Origin of the sequence: Pseudomonas sp. RG1 (assembly GCF_025910115.1) — a bacterium.
GTDB classification, from domain to species: Bacteria; Pseudomonadota; Gammaproteobacteria; order Pseudomonadales; family Pseudomonadaceae; genus Aquipseudomonas; species Aquipseudomonas atacamensis.
Genome location: NZ_JAPCIK010000052.1, coordinates 1 through 18,499 on the forward strand (window position 1 = coordinate 1; position 18,499 = coordinate 18,499).

19 protein-coding genes are annotated in these 18,499 nt (G+C 59.2%); 10 read left to right on the forward strand and 9 right to left on the reverse strand.

Features of this window, described 5'->3' with window-relative positions:
- Positions 1 to 25 precede the first annotated feature (25 nt).
- The gene (gene tyrS, locus OK411_RS25300) at positions 26 to 1,225 is read right to left on the reverse strand and encodes a tyrosine--tRNA ligase (RefSeq protein ID WP_071173751.1); all 1,200 of its coding nucleotides are present in this window, start codon (positions 1,223 to 1,225) and stop codon (positions 26 to 28) included.
- A 212-nt stretch (positions 1,226 to 1,437) separates the two neighbouring features.
- Here tyrS and OK411_RS25305 point away from each other — a divergent pair, with 212 nt between their 5' ends.
- Both OK411_RS25305 and OK411_RS25310 read left to right on the forward strand, forming a co-directional pair.
- On the forward strand, positions 1,438 to 2,862 hold the full coding sequence (locus OK411_RS25305) for a peptidoglycan DD-metalloendopeptidase family protein (protein ID WP_110603590.1): 1,425 nt from the start codon (positions 1,438 to 1,440) through the stop codon (positions 2,860 to 2,862).
- A 3-nt stretch (positions 2,863 to 2,865) separates the two neighbouring features.
- Positions 2,866 to 3,957 (forward strand): anhydro-N-acetylmuramic acid kinase, encoded by a 1,092-nt coding sequence (locus OK411_RS25310; protein WP_217878908.1) that lies wholly within the window; start codon positions 2,866 to 2,868, stop codon positions 3,955 to 3,957.
- 69 nt (positions 3,958 to 4,026) lie between these two features.
- On the opposite strand, the gene erpA is transcribed toward OK411_RS25310, so the two are convergent.
- Complete coding sequence (erpA, locus tag OK411_RS25315) at positions 4,027 to 4,377, reverse strand: iron-sulfur cluster insertion protein ErpA (protein WP_007918905.1); 351 nt, start codon at positions 4,375 to 4,377, stop codon at positions 4,027 to 4,029.
- 168 nt (positions 4,378 to 4,545) lie between these two features.
- On the reverse strand, positions 4,546 to 5,580 hold the full coding sequence (gene argC, locus OK411_RS25320; protein ID WP_217878909.1) for an N-acetyl-gamma-glutamyl-phosphate reductase: 1,035 nt from the start codon (positions 5,578 to 5,580) through the stop codon (positions 4,546 to 4,548).
- Positions 5,581 to 5,714: 134 nt separating this feature from the next.
- Between argC and hemJ the strand changes: the two genes are divergently transcribed.
- The 6 genes from hemJ (at position 5,715) to coq7 (ending at position 10,248) form a co-directional block, all read left to right on the forward strand.
- Positions 5,715 to 6,143, forward strand: a complete 429-nt coding sequence (gene hemJ, locus OK411_RS25325) for a protoporphyrinogen oxidase HemJ (RefSeq protein WP_016772928.1) — start codon at positions 5,715 to 5,717, stop codon at positions 6,141 to 6,143.
- Positions 6,144 to 6,176: 33 nt separating this feature from the next.
- Entirely contained in the window at positions 6,177 to 7,145 is a 969-nt protein-coding gene (locus tag OK411_RS25330) for an NAD(P)H-dependent flavin oxidoreductase (protein WP_016772927.1), read from the forward strand.
- A gap of 66 nt (positions 7,146 to 7,211) precedes the next feature.
- Positions 7,212 to 8,159: a DUF805 domain-containing protein gene (locus OK411_RS25335; protein WP_136493043.1), complete on the forward strand. Its 948-nt coding sequence runs from the start codon at positions 7,212 to 7,214 to the stop codon at positions 8,157 to 8,159.
- Positions 8,160 to 8,220: 61 nt separating this feature from the next.
- Positions 8,221 to 9,009, forward strand: coding sequence for an SDR family NAD(P)-dependent oxidoreductase (locus tag OK411_RS25340; RefSeq protein ID WP_264365842.1), 789 nt, complete (start codon positions 8,221 to 8,223; stop codon positions 9,007 to 9,009).
- A gap of 56 nt (positions 9,010 to 9,065) precedes the next feature.
- The gene (locus OK411_RS25345; protein WP_016772924.1) at positions 9,066 to 9,404 is read left to right on the forward strand and encodes a histidine triad nucleotide-binding protein; all 339 of its coding nucleotides are present in this window, start codon (positions 9,066 to 9,068) and stop codon (positions 9,402 to 9,404) included.
- A gap of 196 nt (positions 9,405 to 9,600) precedes the next feature.
- On the forward strand, positions 9,601 to 10,248 hold the full coding sequence (gene coq7 / locus OK411_RS25350) for a 2-polyprenyl-3-methyl-6-methoxy-1,4-benzoquinone monooxygenase (RefSeq protein WP_264365843.1): 648 nt from the start codon (positions 9,601 to 9,603) through the stop codon (positions 10,246 to 10,248).
- Positions 10,249 to 10,358: 110 nt separating this feature from the next.
- Here the strand turns inward: coq7 and speD are convergent, their stop codons facing one another.
- Positions 10,359 to 11,153, reverse strand: a complete 795-nt coding sequence (gene speD / locus OK411_RS25355) for an adenosylmethionine decarboxylase (protein WP_024014530.1) — start codon at positions 11,151 to 11,153, stop codon at positions 10,359 to 10,361.
- Positions 11,154 to 11,390: 237 nt separating this feature from the next.
- Positions 11,391 to 11,813 (reverse strand): OsmC family protein, encoded by a 423-nt coding sequence (locus tag OK411_RS25360; protein WP_016772921.1) that lies wholly within the window; start codon positions 11,811 to 11,813, stop codon positions 11,391 to 11,393.
- Between the two features lie 235 nt (positions 11,814 to 12,048).
- Between OK411_RS25360 and crp the strand changes: the two genes are divergently transcribed.
- On the forward strand, positions 12,049 to 12,693 hold the full coding sequence (gene crp, locus OK411_RS25365) for a cAMP-activated global transcriptional regulator CRP (RefSeq protein ID WP_041476679.1): 645 nt from the start codon (positions 12,049 to 12,051) through the stop codon (positions 12,691 to 12,693).
- A gap of 9 nt (positions 12,694 to 12,702) precedes the next feature.
- Here crp and OK411_RS25370 read toward each other — a convergent pair whose 3' ends face one another.
- The 4 genes from OK411_RS25370 to OK411_RS25385 form a co-directional block, all read right to left on the reverse strand.
- A complete protein-coding gene (locus OK411_RS25370) occupies positions 12,703 to 13,404 on the reverse strand; it encodes a biotin/lipoate A/B protein ligase family protein (RefSeq protein WP_217878910.1) in 702 nt (233 codons plus the stop codon).
- A gap of 124 nt (positions 13,405 to 13,528) precedes the next feature.
- Positions 13,529 to 14,368: an indole-3-glycerol phosphate synthase TrpC gene (gene trpC, locus OK411_RS25375; protein ID WP_110603583.1), complete on the reverse strand. Its 840-nt coding sequence runs from the start codon at positions 14,366 to 14,368 to the stop codon at positions 13,529 to 13,531.
- A complete protein-coding gene (gene trpD, locus OK411_RS25380) occupies positions 14,365 to 15,414 on the reverse strand; it encodes an anthranilate phosphoribosyltransferase (RefSeq protein ID WP_016772917.1) in 1,050 nt (349 codons plus the stop codon). Before trpD ends, trpC begins: the two co-directional genes overlap by 4 nt.
- Before the next feature lie 9 nt (positions 15,415 to 15,423).
- The gene (locus tag OK411_RS25385; protein ID WP_042610431.1) at positions 15,424 to 16,017 is read right to left on the reverse strand and encodes an aminodeoxychorismate/anthranilate synthase component II; all 594 of its coding nucleotides are present in this window, start codon (positions 16,015 to 16,017) and stop codon (positions 15,424 to 15,426) included.
- 407 nt (positions 16,018 to 16,424) lie between these two features.
- Here OK411_RS25385 and estP point away from each other — a divergent pair, with 407 nt between their 5' ends.
- Positions 16,425 to 18,332 (forward strand): esterase EstP, encoded by a 1,908-nt coding sequence (estP, locus tag OK411_RS25390; protein ID WP_217878911.1) that lies wholly within the window; start codon positions 16,425 to 16,427, stop codon positions 18,330 to 18,332.
- The last annotated feature ends 167 nt before the right edge of the window (positions 18,333 to 18,499 follow it).

Sequence of the window (18,499 nt, forward strand, 5' to 3'; positions counted from 1 at the left end):
TCGCCGTCAACCCCCAATTTCAACTTTATTCAGATTTCAGCGTAATACGTGCAAAAGCCTTCTTGCCGGCCTGGCAAACGTGAGTCGCGCCCAGTGCATATATAAAGGAGCGATCAACCACCTCACCATCGACACGCACGCCGCCAGCCGCCAACAGATCTCGCGCCGCCGCTGAGTTCTTCACCAAGCCAGCCTTATTAAGGACAGCAGCGATCGGCATATCCTCAACCGAAGACAGTTCGATCTCAGGCAAGTCATCTGGAAGCTCGCCATCCTTCATGCGGTTGCCAGCGCCTCGGTGAGCGTTCGCCGCAGCATCTTCACCATGGAAACGCGCAACGATCTCTTCAGCGAGTTTGATTTTGATGTCACGCGGATTCGCCCCAGCTTCGACGTCAGCCCGGAATGCGTTGATTTCATCCATCGAACGGAAGCTGAGCAACTCGAAGTAACGCCACATCAGCGCGTCCGGGATGGAGACCAGCTTGCTGTACATGACGCCCGGCGCTTCCTGGATACCGACATAGTTACCCAGCGACTTGGACATCTTCTTTACGCCATCCAGACCTTCCAGCAATGGCATGGTCAGAATGCACTGGGCTTCCTGGCCATAACCACGCTGCAACTCACGCCCCATCAGCAAGTTGAATTTCTGATCGGTACCGCCCAGCTCGACATCGGCGCGCAGCGCGACCGAGTCATAACCCTGAACCAGCGGATAGAGGAACTCGTGAATAGCGATCGGTTGGTTGGTGGTGTAGCGTTTGTCGAAGTCATCGCGCTCGAGCATGCGAGCGACGGTGTATTGCGAAGTCAGGCGAATGAAATCCGCTGGCCCCATCTTGTCCATCCAGGTGGAGTTGAAGGCAACTTCGGTTTTCGCCGGATCAAGGATTTTGAAAACCTGAGTCTTGTAGGTCTCAGCATTTTCCAGAACCTGCTCACGCGTCAGTGGCGGACGCGTGGCGCTCTTGCCACTCGGATCACCGATCATCCCGGTGAAGTCACCTATAAGGAAGATGACCTGGTGCCCCAGCTCCTGGAACTGGCGCAGCTTATTAATAAGCACGGTATGCCCAAGATGCAGATCCGGAGCGGTTGGATCGAAACCAGCCTTGATACGCAGCGGTTGGCCGCGCTTGAGCTTCTCGACCAGCTCGGACTCGACCAACAGTTCTTCCGCACCACGTTTAATCAGCGCTAGCTGCTCTTCAACCGACTTCATAACAGACCCGCAAGGCTCAGATTCAAAGGGAACCAACCATACAAGAACGCGCACCAATTACAAGTTTTGCCCGGCGCACGGACACCAATCCACAGACCCGAGGTCTGTAGACTTGCTTCAGCGATGATTTGGTTATATTTTATACAGTTATTTCATCTTCATCATGTCATTCATCTTTTCCAATTCATCTATTTCAAAGTCAAAAATTACCTATGACCACAGAACCGTCTAAAGCGCCCCCGCTTTACCCGAAGACCCACCTGCTCGCCGCAAGTGGAATCGCCGCCCTTCTCAGCCTGGCACTGCTGGTATTTCCCTCCAGCGATGTTGAAGCCAAAAAGACGACTCTGAGTCTTGAACTGGAAAGTCCTGCTGAACAACTGACACAAGATCAAGACGCTGCTGATGCGGCTCAAGCCACAAACGAGCCCGTAGCTTCGCCGTTCGCACAAATCGAAAACAGCGACGAAAACGCCGCGCAAACCGCTGAAACCGCGCCAGCACCTGTAGCCCCTGCTGAGAAACCAAAAGAGCCTGGGCACCGTGAAGTCGTGGTTTCCAAAGGCGATACGCTGTCTACCCTGTTTGAAAAAGTCGGCCTACCGGCAGCCTCCGTGCACGAAATACTGGCTAGCGACAAGCAAGCCAAGCAGTTCAGCCAACTCAAGCGCGGTCAGAAACTCGAATTCGAACTCAGCCCGGAAGGCCAGTTGACCAGCCTGCACAGCAAAGTCAGCGACGTTGAAACCATTACTTTGACCAAGAACGATAAGGGCTATTCGTTCAACCGAGTGACTGCCAAGCCAACCGTTCGCACTGCCTACGTCCACGGTGTCATCAACAGCTCACTGTCGCAGTCCGCAGCCCGCGCCGGCCTTTCTCACAGCATGACCATGGATATGGCCAGCGTCTTTGGCTACGACATCGACTTCGCGCAGGACATTCGTCAGGGTGATGAATTCGATGTGATCTACGAGCAGAAAGTCATAAACGGCAAGGCTGTCGGCACCGGCCCGATCCTGTCTGCGCGCTTCACCAACCGCGGCAAGACCTACACCGCTGTGCGCTACACCAACAAACAAGGCAACAGCAGCTATTACACTGCCGATGGCAACAGCATGCGCAAGGCTTTCATCCGGACGCCGGTTGACTTCGCCCGCATCAGCTCGAAGTTCTCCATGGGCCGCAAGCACCCGATCCTCAACAAGATCCGCGCCCACAAAGGCGTCGATTACGCAGCGCCGCGAGGCACGCCGATCAAGGCTGCCGGTGATGGCAAGGTCCTGCTGGCCGGCCGTCGCGGCGGTTACGGCAACACCGTGATCATTCAGCATGGCAACACCTACCGTACGCTTTACGGCCACATGCAGGGTTTCGCCAAAGGCGTGAAAACCGGTGGCAGCGTCAAGCAAGGTCAAGTCATTGGCTACATCGGTACAACTGGCCTTTCCACCGGCCCGCATTTGCACTATGAGTTCCAGGTCAACGGCGTTCACGTCGATCCGCTGGGCCAGAAGCTGCCGATGGCCGATCCGATCGCCAAGTCCGAACGCGCGCGCTTCCTCGCGCAGAGCCAACCGTTGATGGCGCGCATGGATCAAGAGAAGGCCACGATGCTGGCTTCGAGCAAGCGCTAAGCCATGGCCCTGTATATCGGTGTGATGTCCGGAACCAGTCTCGACGGGCTGGACATCGCCCTGATCGAGCAGACCTCGGCGATCAAACTGATCGCCACCCACTACCTGCCAATGCCTGACTCCCTGCGCGCCGAGCTGCTTGGCTTGTGCGCCAGCGGCCCCGACGAGATCGCCCGCTCGGCGATTGCCCAGCAACACTGGGTCGAACTTGCCGCGTCGGGCATTCACACCCTCCTCGCGCAACAACAACTCAAGCCCGATGCCATTCGTGCCATCGGTAGCCACGGTCAGACCATTCGCCATGAGCCGGCGCGCGGGTTTACCGTGCAGATCGGTAATCCAGCCCTGCTGACTGAGTTGACCGGTATTACCGTCGTCAGCGATTTCCGCAGTCGCGATGTCGCAGCGGGTGGCCAAGGTGCGCCTCTGGTGCCAGCCTTTCACGAAGCGTTGTTTGAAGAGCGTACTGGTAACCAGGCAGTCTTGAATGTCGGCGGATTCAGCAATCTCAGCCTGATTGAGCCGAACAAACCTGTAGCCGGTTTCGACTGCGGACCGGGGAATGTTCTGATGGACGCCTGGATTCACCGGCAACGGGGCGAGAACTATGACCGGGACGGCAAATGGGCTGCGATCGGCAAGGTTGAACCAGCCCTGCTCACGGCACTGCTCAGCGACCCGTTCTTCGTCACCAAAGGCCCGAAGAGTACCGGCCGGGAAGTCTTCAATCTGCCATGGCTGGAACAGCATCTTTCGAACCTGCCAACCTTCGCAGCCGAAGACGTTCAGGCCACGCTGCTCGAACTGACGGCGCTGACCATCGTCGAGTCGCTACAAAGCGCTCAATCGGACACTCAGGAATTGCTGGTTTGTGGCGGCGGCGCGCACAACGCGACGCTGATGAGACGTCTGGCGGATCTGCTGCCAAATACCCAAGTCGCCAGCACCGCAACTCACGGCGTTGACCCTGACTGGGTAGAAGCCATGGCCTTCGCCTGGCTGGCTCATTGCTGCCTCGAAGGCATCGCCGCCAATCGGCCAAGCGTCACCGGCGCTCGCGGGCTGCGCGTACTCGGCGCCATCTACCCGGCATAAACTTCAGATACAAAAACGCCGCAGAACCGAAAGGCTCTGCGGCGTTTTGTTGTGTGCGCTGAAGCGCGATCAGATCGAGAACGACGACCCGCAACCACAAGTCGTGGTGGCATTCGGGTTCTTGATCACGAAGCGCGAACCTTCCAGACCTTCCTGATAATCCACCTCGGCACCGGCCAAGTACTGGAAGCTCATCGGATCGACCACCAGGCTCACGCCTTCGCGCTCGACGATGGTGTCGTCATCGGCCACGTCCTCATCAAAGGTGAAACCGTATTGAAACCCTGAACAACCGCCGCCCGTAACAAATACGCGCAGCTTCAAGCGATCATTCCCCTCTTCATCGACCAGGCTCTTCACCTTGTGCGCAGCACCTTGAGTGAATTGCAAAGCCGTGGGGGTGAAGGATTCGACGCTCATGCTGACTATCTCCCGGCGTTACGCCGCCATAATGCGTGATGACGCGCATTATCCGCTTGTCCTAGAAAATTGGTCAACTATTAGAGGAGCAGCGGCAAGCTTCAAGCGGTGAGCTTCAAGCCTGCCTCTGATCTCTTGTAGCTTGTGGCTTGAAGCTCGTAGCTGCTTTTAAGGCAGCATGCCGGCGTGTGACAGGCCGAAGCGCTCGTCCAGTCCGAACAGAATGTTCATGTTCTGCACCGCCTGGCCCGAGGCGCCCTTGACCAGATTGTCGATCACCGAGAGCACGACCACCAGATCGCCATCCTGTGGACGATGCACGGCGATGCGGCAGACGTTGGCGCCGCGCACGCTACGGGTTTCCGGGTGGCTGCCGGCTGGCATGACATCGACGAACGGTTCGTTGGCATAGCGCTTTTCGAACAGTGCCTGCAGATCAACCGAGCGATCCGCTACTGTCGCGTAGAGCGTGGAGTGAATACCGCGAATCATCGGCGTCAGGTGGGGGACGAATGTCAGGCCGACTTCCTTGCCCGCCGCGCGACGCAGGCCTTGGCGAATTTCCGGCAGATGACGATGACCTTTTACCGCATAGGCCTTCATGCTTTCCGACGTCTCGGAGTACAAAGAACCTACAGCCGCACCACGCCCGGCACCACTGACACCGGATTTGCAGTCGGCGATCAAACGCGATGCGTCGGCCAGACCTGCTTCCAGCAACGGCAGGAAACCCAATTGCGTTGCGGTCGGATAGCAACCCGGCACCGCGATCAGGCGCGCTTTCCTGATCTGCTCGCGATTGACTTCCGGCAGACCATAGACCGCTTCGTCCAGCAATTGCGGTGCGCCGTGTGGCTGGCCGTACCACTTGGCCCATTCATCAGCATCTTGCAGACGGAAGTCAGCGGACAGGTCGATGACCTTGGTGCCCGCCGCCAGCAGCTCGCCTGCCAAGGCGTGAGCCACGCCGTGTGGCGTGGCGAAGAAAACCACATCGCAGGCGCCAAGGGTTTTCACGTCCGGCACGCTGAACGCCAGCCCGTCATAGTGACCGCGCAGGTTCGGGTACATGTCAGCCACGGCCAGACCGGCCTCGGATCGGGAAGTGATGACGACCACTTCTGCCTGCGGATGCTGTGCCAACAGACGCAGCAGTTCGACACCGGTGTAACCCGTGCCGCCGACGATACCGACCTTGACCATAAACCTGCCCTCAACGAACCCACTGGAAAGCCGTCGATAATAGGGGCCGCGCGCGCCTGCGACAACCGCCAAGGTGACGCGCGGACGCTCAAGCCTCTACTATCTGGCTACCGTGAATGAGGGAATAACCAAAAATGCTCTATCTATGGCTCAAAGCGTTTCACATTGTCAGCGTCGTCTGCTGGTTTGCCGGGCTGTTCTACTTGCCGCGCCTGTTCGTTTACCACGCGCAAAGCACCGACACGATCAGCCAGGAACGCTTCAGCGTCATGGAGCGCAAGCTGTATCGCGGCATCATGGGCCCGGCGATGATCGCCACGCTGATCTTCGGTGGCTGGCTGATCTACCTCAACCCGAGCCTTTTCAGCCAGGGCGGCTGGATTCACGCAAAACTGACTCTGGTCGTTCTGCTGATCGGTTACCACCATATGTGCGGCGCGCAGGTAAAACGCTTCGCCCGTGGCGAAAACACCCGCAGCCATGTCTTTTATCGCTGGTTCAATGAAGTGCCGGTTCTGATATTGCTGGCTATCGTAATTCTGGTCGTGGTCAAGCCGTTCTAACTTCAACCAATACAGATCCTCGGGGTGTTCTCAATGTCGCTGCCCGCTCTGCTCGAACAACGTCTGCGTCTGCCCGTAGTAGCAGCGCCGATGTTCCTGATCTCCAATCCGGAACTGGTGCTCGCCTGCTGCCGCAACGGCGTGGTCGGCAGCTTTCCGGCGCTGAACCAACGCGAAAGCAGTGGGTTCAAGGCCTGGCTGGAACAGATCGAAGCGGGCCTGGCGACGCTGGCTAATCCGGCTCCTTATGCGGTGAACCTGATTGTTCACCACAGCAACCCGCGTCTGCAGGCGGATCTGGACATTTGCGTCGAGCACAAGGTGCCGATCGTTATCACCAGCCTCGGCGCGGTGAAGGAACTGGTCGACGCGGTGCACAGCTACGGCGGTCTGGTGTTTCACGACGTGACCACGCGGCGCCATGCCGAGAAAGCCGCTGAAGCCGGTGTCGACGGGCTGATTGCCGTCGCGGCCGGCGCCGGCGGGCATGCCGGCACCTGGAGTCCGTTTGCGCTGATTGCCGAGATCCGTGAGTTTTTCGACAAGACGCTGTTGCTTGCAGGATGTTTGAACCACGGCCATGAGATTCTCGCCGCGCAGCTGCTCGGCGCGGATTTGGCCTACTTCGGTACGCGATTTATCGGCACCACCGAAAGTCACGCGCCTGACGCTTATAAAGAAATGCTGCTGACAGCCAAGGCTGCCGACATCATTCATACTCCAGCGGTGTCGGGAGTGCCGGCCAGTTTCATGCGCCAGAGCCTGGAGGCGGCCGGTTTCGACATGGCGGCACTGCAAGGCAAGGGCGAGGTCAATTTCGGCGACAAGCTCAAGCCGATCAACGATGAAGCCAAAGCCTGGAAGACCGTGTGGTCGGCGGGTCAGGGTGTTGGTCAGATTGGTGATCTGCCAAGCGTGGATCAGTTGATCGCGCGGCTCGACGCTGAATATCGTCAGGCCCAAGCGCGCGCTGCACAGTTGCCACAACGCTGGCCGCGCTGAAAAACATATCTGGCCAGTCCTGATCAGACTGGCTGCCAAATGAATCGCGACAAGGATGCCTCGGCCATGAGCGACACCCGTTACAAGATCGTCTTCGACGGCGCGCTGCAGCCCGGCGTCGACTTCACCACCGCCAAACTGAATCTGGCGGATCTGTTCAAAAGCGATGTGGCCGCCATCGAGCGCCTGTTCAATGGCCGCACCGTCGCTCTCAAACGTGATTTGTCCCACAGCGATGCGCAGACGTATCTGCAGGCGTTGAACAAAACCGGGATCGATGCGCGGATCGAAGCGGAAACCGCCATCGAGCTGAATCTCGCGGACGTCCACGACAACCCTGCAACGGTGGCCGAACCGGACTCGCCTTACGCACCGCCGCGCGCCAATGTCGGTGAAGCTCTGCCGCCATTCGCCACGCTCAAGCCATTCAGCGTCGAAGGCCGGATCGGTCGCCTGCGCTTTCTGGCCTGGACCATGGTCTTGAGCCTGGTGACCCTGCCCATCGTCGGCGTGTTTGCTTTGATTGCGTTGGGCTTGGTCAGCGGCGACTCGACTACCGGGCTGATCCTCGGCGGCATTCTGGCGGTCTTCCTGTTCCTCGGCTTCATGATCGTCAGCATTCTGTTCAGCGTTCAGCGCCTGCACGATATCGGCTGGTCGGGCTGGCTGTGGCTGTTGAACCTGGTGCCGTTCGTGGGCAGTTTTTTCCCGCTGGTAATGATGGTCGTACCCGGCAATGCCGGCGCCAACCGCTATGGCCCGCCGCCGCCACCGAACAGCACGGCGGTCAAAGTGCTGTGCTCGTTGTGGATCGTATTCTTCGCACTGATTTTTGCCGGCGGCCTGCTTGGCGGCTTCTCGGCTGTCCAGGAAGAATATGAAAGCAATCTGGAGAGCAGCTATGACAGCGGCTCGGTGACCACCGACGAAGTCGAGGTTGTCGAGCCGCCAGCGATTTCCGCCGACGAGGCAGCCGAACCGGCGCAGGCCCCTGTAGACTCTGCGCAAGAATGAACAGCGCTCCCTGCCGCGACAACCGCGTCGCCGGCGCGGAGCTGTTGCGATGGAGAACTGCATGACCCGTTACGCTCTGATCACTGGCGCTTCCAGCGGCATCGGCCTGGCCATGGCCGAAGCACTGGCCCGGCGCGGCCGCAGCCTGATTCTGGTGGCACGACAGCGTGATCAGCTGGAAAGTATCGCCATCGAGCTGACCCAGCGTTTCGATGTCGAAGTATTGTTTCGTGCCTGCGATCTCGGCGAACCGTTGCGCCTGTCGGGCTTTTTGCTGGAGCTGGAAGAAGGCGACCGGCAGATCGATCTGCTGGTCAATTGCGCCGGCATCGGCACCTGCGGGCCATTCCTCGCGCAGGACTGGATGACTGAGCAGGACCTCATCGAGGTCAATATCCTCGCCCTCACCCGCCTCTGCCATGCGCTGGGTAACAGCATGGCGCTGCTGGGTAGCGGGCAGATCCTCAATGTCGCGTCGGTGGCTGCGTACAGCCCCGGCCCATGGATGAGCACCTACTACGCCAGCAAAGCCTATGTGCTGCATTTTTCCGAAGCCCTGCGCGTGGAGCTCAAACAAAGCGGCGTGAAAGTCTCCGTGCTTTGCCCCGGCCCGACGCGCACACCGTTCTTCCGAACCGCACAGATGAGTAGCGAGAAGATAGAAAGCAGCCACTCGCTGATGAGTCCGGAAGAAGTGGCACTGCATGCCGTACGCGCACTGGATAAAAACCGCGCCATCATTATTCCGGGACGGCGCAACCGCTGGCTGGCGTTCCTGCCGCGACTGGGTTCGCGCTGGCTTAACCGGACGATTGTCGGCATGGTCAATAAAGCTTACTGCCCCCGCTAGGAACACTACTTCGAAGCGGTACACTCGATTCAGCCCAACTCAACGGAGAAACAGCAGTGGATACTCTGTTCACCAAGATCATCAACCGGGAAATCCCGGCCAATATCATCTACGAGGACGACCAGGTTCTGGCCTTCCACGACATCGCCCCACAGGCTCCGGTGCACTTTCTGGTGATCCCGAAAAAACCGGTGCGCACGCTCAACGACCTGACCGAAGACGACAAGGCACTGGCCGGGCACATCCTGTTCACCGCGCAGCGTCTGGCGCTGGAACTGGGTTGCGAAGAAGGCTTCCGCGTGGTGATGAACTGCAATGAACTTGGCGGGCAGACTGTCTATCACATCCATATGCACGTGCTGGGGCAGCGCCAGATGAACTGGCCGCCGGGCTGATTGGCGACAACCAACCGTGGGAGCGAGCCTGCTCGCGAAGGCGCCGATACATCCAACACTTCAGTAGCCGATAATCCGCTTTCGCGAGCAGGCTCGCTCCCACAAAAAAGCCTGACCGCGCAGCAAGTGACCCAGCGCAAACCCTCGCCGGCCGATTCGGTTAAACTGGCCGCCGAGATTCTTCCCGGAGGTCAGCATGACTACCCAACGTCACTACTCGCCCATAGACCGTCTGCTACTGCAAGCCGATACCGCGATGCGCACCCTGTTGCCCTTCAGTGGCCAGCCGTACCGCCCGTCGCCAGCGATTCTGCAGCCGGATACGCAGATGAGCGATGAAGACACCCGCCATGTCGCCGGTCTGATGCGCATCAACCACACCGGCGAAGTCTGTGCCCAGGCGCTGTATCAGGGGCAGGCGCTGACCGCCAAGTTGCCGCAGGTACGCGCAGCCATGGAGCACGCGGCTGAAGAAGAGATCGATCATCTGGTCTGGTGTGAACAGCGCATCCATCAGCTGGGCAGCCACACCAGCGTGCTGAATCCACTGTTTTACGGCATGTCGTTCGGTATCGGCGCGGTGGCCGGCCTGATCAGCGACAAGGTCAGCCTTGGTTTCGTTGCGGCGACCGAGCATCAGGTCTGCAAACACTTGAACGAACATCTGGAGCAATTGCCGGCCGAGGACGAAAAATCCCGGGCGATTCTTGAGCAGATGCGCATCGATGAAGAACACCATGCGGAAAGTGCTTTGGATGCGGGCGGGTTTCGTTTTCCGGCGCCGGTCAAGTTCGGGATGAGCTTGTTGGCCAAGGTGATGACCAAGAGTACTTATCGGATCTGAGATCTGTGTCGGTGCTGATGACCTCTTCGCGAGCAGGCTCGCTCCCACAGAGGTTTTGTATGAGGCATGAAAAAGGCGACCACGAGGTCGCCTTTTTTTGTCCGGTAATCTTAGGTCGGCATATTGCGCGCGTAGAAGATTTCCAGCATTTCGTGTTTCACACGGTCGGTCACCTGGGCACGCTGCTCGGGCGAGAGGTTGCTGGTGGCGTCGCCGAACAGGTAGTTATCCAGTTCGAAGTTCTTCAGCAGCATTTTGGTGTGGAACAGGTTTTCCTGGTACACGTTCACGTCGGTCATCTGGTACGCGTCGCGGGTGTCTTCGGAGAGGTAGTTCTGGATCGAGTTGATCTCGTGGTCGATGAAGTGCTTGTTGCCTTCAACGTCACGGGTGAAGCCGCGCACACGGTAATCCACGGTCACGATGTCCGAATCGAACTGGTGAATGAGGAAGTTGAGTGCTTTGAGCGGTGAAATGACACCACAGGTCGACACGTCGATATCCACACGGAAGGTCGCAATACCATCGTCCGGATGGATTTCCGGATAGGTGTGCACCGTGATGTGGCTCTTGTCGAGGTGGGCCAGAATAATTTCGGGCAAAGGGCCCGGCGATTCTTCGATCTGGCTGTCAGTCGGGGTTACCGGCTCTTCCGAAATCAGAATCGTGACGCTGGCGCCCTGGGGTTCATAGTCCTGACTGGCGATGTTCAGGATGTTGGCACCAATGATCTCGACAACTTCTGTGAGAATCTGCGTCAGGCGTTTCGCGTTGTACTCTTGATTGATGTACTCAACGTAAGCCTGCTGGTCTTGCGGGGTTTCCGCGTAGCAGATGTCATAGATGTTGAAGCTCAAGGTCTTTGTCAGGTTATTGAACCCGTGGAGCTTGAGTTTGCTTTTCACCGTTAAAAACTCTCTATGTATGCGGCGCGGCCGCGTGATCAAGCATGCCCGTCAAGTGCGAACAACGCACCTGCGTAGGACGGTTAACACCTCTTCGCGATGGCGATTTTGGTTATCTGTTCAGGCGGATGACCCGTCGGCTGACCGATCACTGCCCTGAAAAAAGTGGCGCATTATGCAGACGTCAGCGGGGGATCGCCAGAGTCTGCACTGCTTTTATGATAGTTGAATGTCGGTTCAGCCGAGTTCGACGATTTCATAATCGTGGGTGATTGCCACGCCAGCCGCGCCGAGCATGATCGACGCCGAGCAATACTTCTCGGCCGACAGTTCGATGGCGCGCTTGACCTGAGCTTCTTTCAGGCCCCGGCCCTTGACCACGAAGTGCATGTGGATCTTGGTAAAGACCTTGGGATCTTCAGTCGCACGCTCGGCGTCGAGGAAGGCTTCGCAGCTTTCAACGGCCTGACGCGACTTCTTCAGGATGCTGACCACGTCGAAGTTGCTGCAACCGCCGACACCCAGCAAGAGCATTTCCATCGGGCGAACCCCGAGGTTACGGCCACCGGCATCTGGCGGGCCGTCCATTACCACGACATGACCGCTGCCGGATTCGCCGAGGAACATGGCTTCGCCAGCCCATTGGATGCGTGCCTTCATCGCCCAGACTCCACTGTAAAAAAAGGGTCGCCAGCTTAGCACAGCACTTTGTTCCGACAGGAACGACGTCCTAGGACGGATGCTTTCTGGCTGTAGGTAATTTCTCGAATTCTCGACGAAGTGTCTGGTAAGCTGGCGCCAATTCGCTGGCGCCAATTCGTCAGCTCTGTAGCGACCGCCTTCAGCGCCTCATAAAAACTCAAACATCACCGTGCAGTCTTTTCGGGATACAACCATGGTTGCTATTACCCCCACACCCAAAATCAAGAACATCGACAAGCTGTTGATGCATTGCCAGCGCCGGCGTCATGCGGCCAAGAGCAATATAATCTGCGCCGGGGATCGCTCGGACACGCTGTTTTTCATCATCAAAGGCTCGGTCACCATCCTCATCGAAGACGACGATGGTCGCGAGATGATCATCGCTTACCTCAACGCCGGGGATTTCTTCGGCGAACTGGGTCTGTTCGAGCAGGCAGGTCAGGAGCAGGAACGCAGCGCCTGGGTGCGGGCCAAGGTCGAATGCGAAACCGCGGAAATCAGTTACGCCAAGTTCCGCGAGTTATCGCAGCAGGATCCAGACATTCTTTACGCGCTCAGCGGACAAATCGCACAACGCCTGCGCAACACCACGCGCAAAGTCGGCGACCTGGCATTTTTTGACGTCACCGGCCGCGTCGCCCGCTGCCTGCTGGAGCTGTGCAAACAGCCGGACGCCATGACCCACCCGGACGGCATGCAGATCAAAGTCACCCGTCAGGAAATCGGTCGGATTGTCGGTTGTTCGCGAGAAATGGTCGGCCGCGTGCTCAAGGATCTGGAAGAACGCAATCTGGTCGACGTGAAGGGCAAGACCATGGTGGTCTTCGGTACGCGCTAAGCTCGTAAATCAGGCACTGTAAATCTGCGCCAGCATCAAACGAAACAATTCATCGAGACGCGCCAGCGCCTGTGGCGCGTTGAATTTCTCATGCAGGGCGATGTGGCTTTGCGCCCTCACCCGCTGCTCCAGGCCGCAGGCTTCATTGAAGCGGTTGACCGCGGCGACCATCGCTTCACGCTCGTCATCCATCAGCATTGCACCGTGCACCAGCCCCACCGGACGCTGGCCGCCCTGGCTCTGGCGCCAGCGCTGGGCGGTGCCGACCATCTTGCGACCGTCGAGATTGACGTTGAAACGTCCATCACAGAATGCGCCTTCGATTTCGCCCACGGACGAGGTGCCACCCAACTCATCCAGCAACTGACAGATCGGATCGCACAGGCAGCGGTAGCCGGTTTCGATGCGGTTCAGATCGCCTTCACTGCGAGGCGGGGCATACACCAAGGCAATGTTGATGGTTGCAGCGGATTGCGGGACGGGCTCGCCGCCCGTTTCACGCAACAGCACCGGCCAGCCTGCGGCGGCGGAGACTTCGCAGGCGTGGTCGAATTGCGGGAGACGGTTGAGGCGGCGCGGCATGACCAGCGCGCGGTCGGTGGGTTGCCAGAACAGCAGGCCGAATTCAGCGTCGCCAGCGCAGACCGAGGCCAGCAAGTCCTGTTCGGCTTGCAGGCCGGATTCGATGGTCAGCGGGGTTGGCAGCGACATGGTGAGCTCCGGCAGATTGAATCTCTTTAGCGGAATTTAGCGCCTCTTCGCGAGCAGGCTCGCTCCCACACTGGAATGCAGTCCTCTGTGGGAGCGAGCCTGCTCGCGAATGAGGTCGACTCGGTCAGTCGAGGGTCGAACCGCTCACTACTGGACCACCACGCTCCGGAAAGAACAGGCGCTGCAATTCAATGCCCGGATTTTCCGCGCGCATGAACGCTTCGCCGACCAGGAACGAGTACACATCGCTGATTTCCATCAGCTCGACGTCGGCCCGATTGAGGATGCCGCTCTCGGTGATCACCAGGCGATCGCGCGGGATGCGCGGCAGCAGGTCGAGGGTGGTTTCCAGACTGACGTCGAATGTGTGCAGGTTGCGGTTGTTGACCCCGACCAGCGGCGTGTCGAGGGTTTTCAACGCGCGCTCAAGTTCGTCACCGTCGTGCACTTCCACCAACACGTCGAGACCGACGCCTTTGGCCACGGCGGCCAGCTCGGCCATTTTCACGTCGTCCAGTGCGGAGACGATCAACAGCACGCAATCGGCGCCAAGCGCGCGAGCTTCAACGATCTGGTACGGATCGATCATGAAATCCTTGCGGATCACCGGCAGCTTGCAGGCGGCGCGCGCCTGTTGCAGGTAGGCATCGGCGCCCTGGAAGTAATCGATGTCGGTCAGCACCGACAGACAGGTCGCCCCGCCCTTTTCGTAGCTCTTGGCGATGTCGGCCGGCATGAAGTCTTCGCGGATCACGCCTTTGCTCGGCGAAGCCTTTTTGATTTCGGCAATCACCGCCGGTTGTTTTTTCTTTGCTTGCGCCAGCAATGCCTGGGCAAAACCACGGGGTGCATCGGCCGCCTTGGCCAGACTTTCCAGCTCGCTCAGGCTGACCCGAGCGCTGCGCTCGGCGACTTCCTCAACCTTGCGCGCCAGAATGTTTTCCAGAACCGTCGGTACACTCATCCTTCATTCTCCACTTTGAATACCGCGGTAAAGGCACCCAGCTCCTCGAGCTTTTCCCGAGCGAGGCCGGTGTGCAGCGCGTCGTGCGCCAGCTCCACACCTTGTTTCAGACTGCTTGCCAGGTCGGCGGCGTACAGCGCCGCACCGGCATTGAGCACAATCATCTCGGCAGCTTTCTGGCCGTTTTCGGTTTTGCGCTTGCCGAGGGCATCACGGATCAGCGCCAGCGACGCTTCCGGTCCTTCGACCGACAGGCCGTGCAGGCTCTGGCTCTTCATGCCGAGGTCTTCCGGTTCGACCCAATACTCAGTGATTTCGTTGTTTTTCAGCTCGGCGACAAAGGTTGGCGCGGCGAGGCTGAACTCATCCAGACCGTCCTTCGAATGCACGACCAGCACGTGTTTGCTGCCCAGTCGCTGCAAGACTTCGGCCAATGGCCGACACAGCGTCTGAGTGAATACGCCGACGACCTGATGTTTCACACCGGCCGGATTCGTAAGCGGGCCGAGCATGTTGAACAGCGTGCGCAGGCCGAGTTCGCGGCGCGGGCCGGCGGCGTACTTCATCGCTTTGTGATGGGTCTGGGCGAACATGAAACCGATGCCGACGTTGTCGATGCAGCGCGCGACCTGCACCGGGGTCAGGTTCAGATAAATGCCGGCAGCTTCCAGCAGATCGGCACTGCCGCTCTTGCCGGACACCGCGCGGTTGCCGTGCTTGGCCACGGTGCAACCGGCTGCTGCGACAACAAAGGAAGATGCGGTCGATACATTGAAGATGTTCGCACCGTCACCGCCGGTGCCGACCACATCGACCACGCCGTCGAGGGTTTTCAGCTCGACCTGATCGGCCAGCTCGCGCATCACCGACACCGCGCCGACGATCTCGTCGATGCTCTCACTCTTCATGCGCATGGCCATCATGAACGCGCCGATCTGCGCTTCGGTGCACTGGCCGGTCATGATCTCGCGCATCACATCGCGCATTTCATCGGTGCTGAGGTCGAGGTGTTCGACGATACGGCTGAGGGCTGTCTTGATATTCATGGGAAGTCCTTAGCGCGTGCCGCCGGTTTGTTTGAGGAAATTGGCAAACAGTTCATGACCCTGCTCGGTGAGGATCGACTCGGGGTGAAACTGTACGCCCTCGATGTTCAGGGTCTTGTGACGCAGGCCCATGATCTCGTCGACCGAGCCGTCGTCGTGCTGGGTCCATGCGGTCAGCTCGAGGCAATCGGGCAGGCTTTCGTGCTTGACGATCAGCGAGTGGTAACGGGTAACGGTGAGCGGATGATTGAGGCCGGCGAACACGCCCTTGTCCTCGTGGAATACCGGGCTAGTCTTACCGTGCATGACCTGGCGGGCACGCACCACATCACCGCCGAAGGCCTGGCCGATGGACTGGTGGCCGAGGCAAACGCCTAGGATCGGCAGTTTGCCGGCGAAGTGCTTGATCGCATCAATGGAAACGCCCGCCTCGGTGGGCGTGCACGGCCCGGGGGAAACCACGATGCGCTCGGGATTCAGCGCTTCGATTTCGGCGATGGTCAGTTCGTCGTTGCGCACCACTTTGACCTCGGCACCCAGCTCGCCGAGGTATTGCACAACGTTGTAGGTAAAGGAGTCGTAGTTGTCGATCATCAGCAACATGGCGTTTCGAACCTCTTGAATTCTGACTTGATGACAGCCTTCAGATGACTTGCCCGCAGGGCGCTGCGCGATGTCGGACGCGCACAGGGCGCCAGCACAGCGGCATTTCAAACAGACAAGGAAGGCAAAGCGATACAGATCCGGCGGAGCCGGCAGAGAAGATTCAGGCGCGCCAACGCCAGCGGGCGTGTGCCTTGATGACTTGATCCAGAAGTTTGCTGGTGATCAACACGGGGAAGGTCTCGTTCATACGTTCCGGCACAGTAACTTAGCTGGGCGGAGCACGCAATATGGCGGGGCCTGCGGGTTATAAAACGGGAGAAGGATTCGCGACCGATGGCAAAATGCCGAACGTTTTTGGTACTGTCGTTTCGTTCACCTACAACAATAAATAAACGGACTTGCTCATGATCAGACAGACGTTGTTTGTACCGCTGGCCAGCTGCTTGCTCGCACTCGCCTGCGCCCAGGCCAATGCGGCGCCCAATCCTTATTCCAGTTTCATCGTCTTCGGCGACAGCCTCAACGATGCCGGCACCTTCGCCGACACCGGCGGCCCGGCGGGCTCCACCGAGCGTTACACCAACCGTACCGGGCCGGTGTATCAGGATGGCAGCGGCGAAGTTTTTTCATTGAATTCCACCCAGTTGCTCGGCGGCCGCCTGGGCTTTTCACCCGACCAGACAGCCTCTTCCAGCTCCGCAGTGCGCGCGGAAAACGGCCAGCCTGACGGCAACAACTGGGCGGTCGGTGGCTATCGCACCGACCAGATTCTCGACTCGATCACCACCCAATCGGCCACCGGCGAACGCACCCGCGCCGGATACCTGCCGTCGAACGGCTTCCGCGCCGACCCGAATGCGCTGTATTACATTTCCGGTGGCGGCAACGACTTCCTCCAGGGCCGCATTCTCAGCCTGCCCCAGGCCAACGCCGCAGCCGATCGACTGGCCGACAGCGTGCAGACCCTGCAGACCGCCGGCGCCAAATACGTGATGGTCTGGCTGCTGCCCGACGTGGGCCTGACCCCGGCCCTCAATGGCACGCCGCTGCAAGCGTTCAGCAGCACCCTCGCCAACCAGTTCAACAGTCAGTTGGTGACGCGCCTGCAAGGCATCAACGCCGAAGTCATTCCGCTGAACATTCCGGTGCTGCTCTCGGAAGTCTTCGCCGACCCGGGGCGCTTTGGTCTGGCTACCGACCAGAACCTCACCGCGACCTGCTTCAGTGGCAATAGCTGCACGGAAAACGCCCGCTACGGGATCAACAGCGCCACGCCGGATCCGACCAAGCTGATCTACAACGACGGTGTACACCCGACCGAATCCGGGCAGAAACTGATCGCCGATTACGCCTATTCGCTGTTGGCTGCGCCGTGGGAATTGAGCCTGCTACCTGAAATGGCCCACGGCACCGTGCGTGCGCATCAGGATGAATTGCGTAACCAATGGCAGGCGGACTGGGAGAACTGGCAAGCGGTCGGCCAATGGCGTGCGATTGTCTCGGCCGGCGGACAGCGTCTGGATGTCGACAGCCAAAGCAGCGGCGCCAGCGCCGATGGCAGCGGTTACAACCTCAACGTCGGCGGCAGCTATCGGCTGAACGAGGCCTGGCGCGTGGGCGTGGCGGCCGGTTTGTACCGGCAGAATCTCGAGGCCGGGCACAACGACTCCGATTACAAACTCAACAGCTACATGGCCACCGCGTTCGCCCAGTTCCAGCAGAACCGCTGGTGGGCCGACGCGGCGCTGACCGGCGGCAAACTCGACTACGACAACCTCAAACGCAAGTTCGACCTCGGCGCCAGCGAGGGAGCGGAGAAAGGCGATACCGACGGCAGCCTGTGGGCGCTCAGCACGCGCTTGGGCTATGACATTGCGCAACCGGGCAGCCAATGGCACCTGTCGCCGTTCGTCAGCGCCGATTACGCCAGTGTCGATGTCGACGGTTACTCGGAAAAGAGCAACCGCGCCACGGCGCTGACCTTCGATGACCAGAGCCGCGATTCGAAACGACTCGGCCTGGGCATCCAGGGCAAGTACAACTTCACCGCGCAAACCCAGGTGTACGGCGAATACGCCCACGAGCGTGAGTACGAAGATGACGTGCAGAAGGTCAACATCGCCCTCAACACCCTGCCGGCCAATGACTTCACCCTTGAAGGCTACACACCGGCAAGTCACCTGAACCGCTTGAGCCTGGGTGTCAGTCACAAGCTGACGGCGGATCTGGCGCTGCGTGGGGGTTATACCTTCCGCAAGGATGATGACTTCAAGCAGCAGGGCCTGAATGTCGGGGTTGTGCTGGATTTCTGAGTCGTAGATGCAAAAAAGCGGCGCCTGTCAGGGCGCCGCTTTTTTTATGCCTCAACACAAAACCCGATGTGGGAGCGAGCCTGCTCGCGAAAGCGCTGGGTCAGTCAGCATCAACGGTGACTGACTCACCTCTTCGCGAGCAGGCTCGCTCCCACACGGGAAATTGC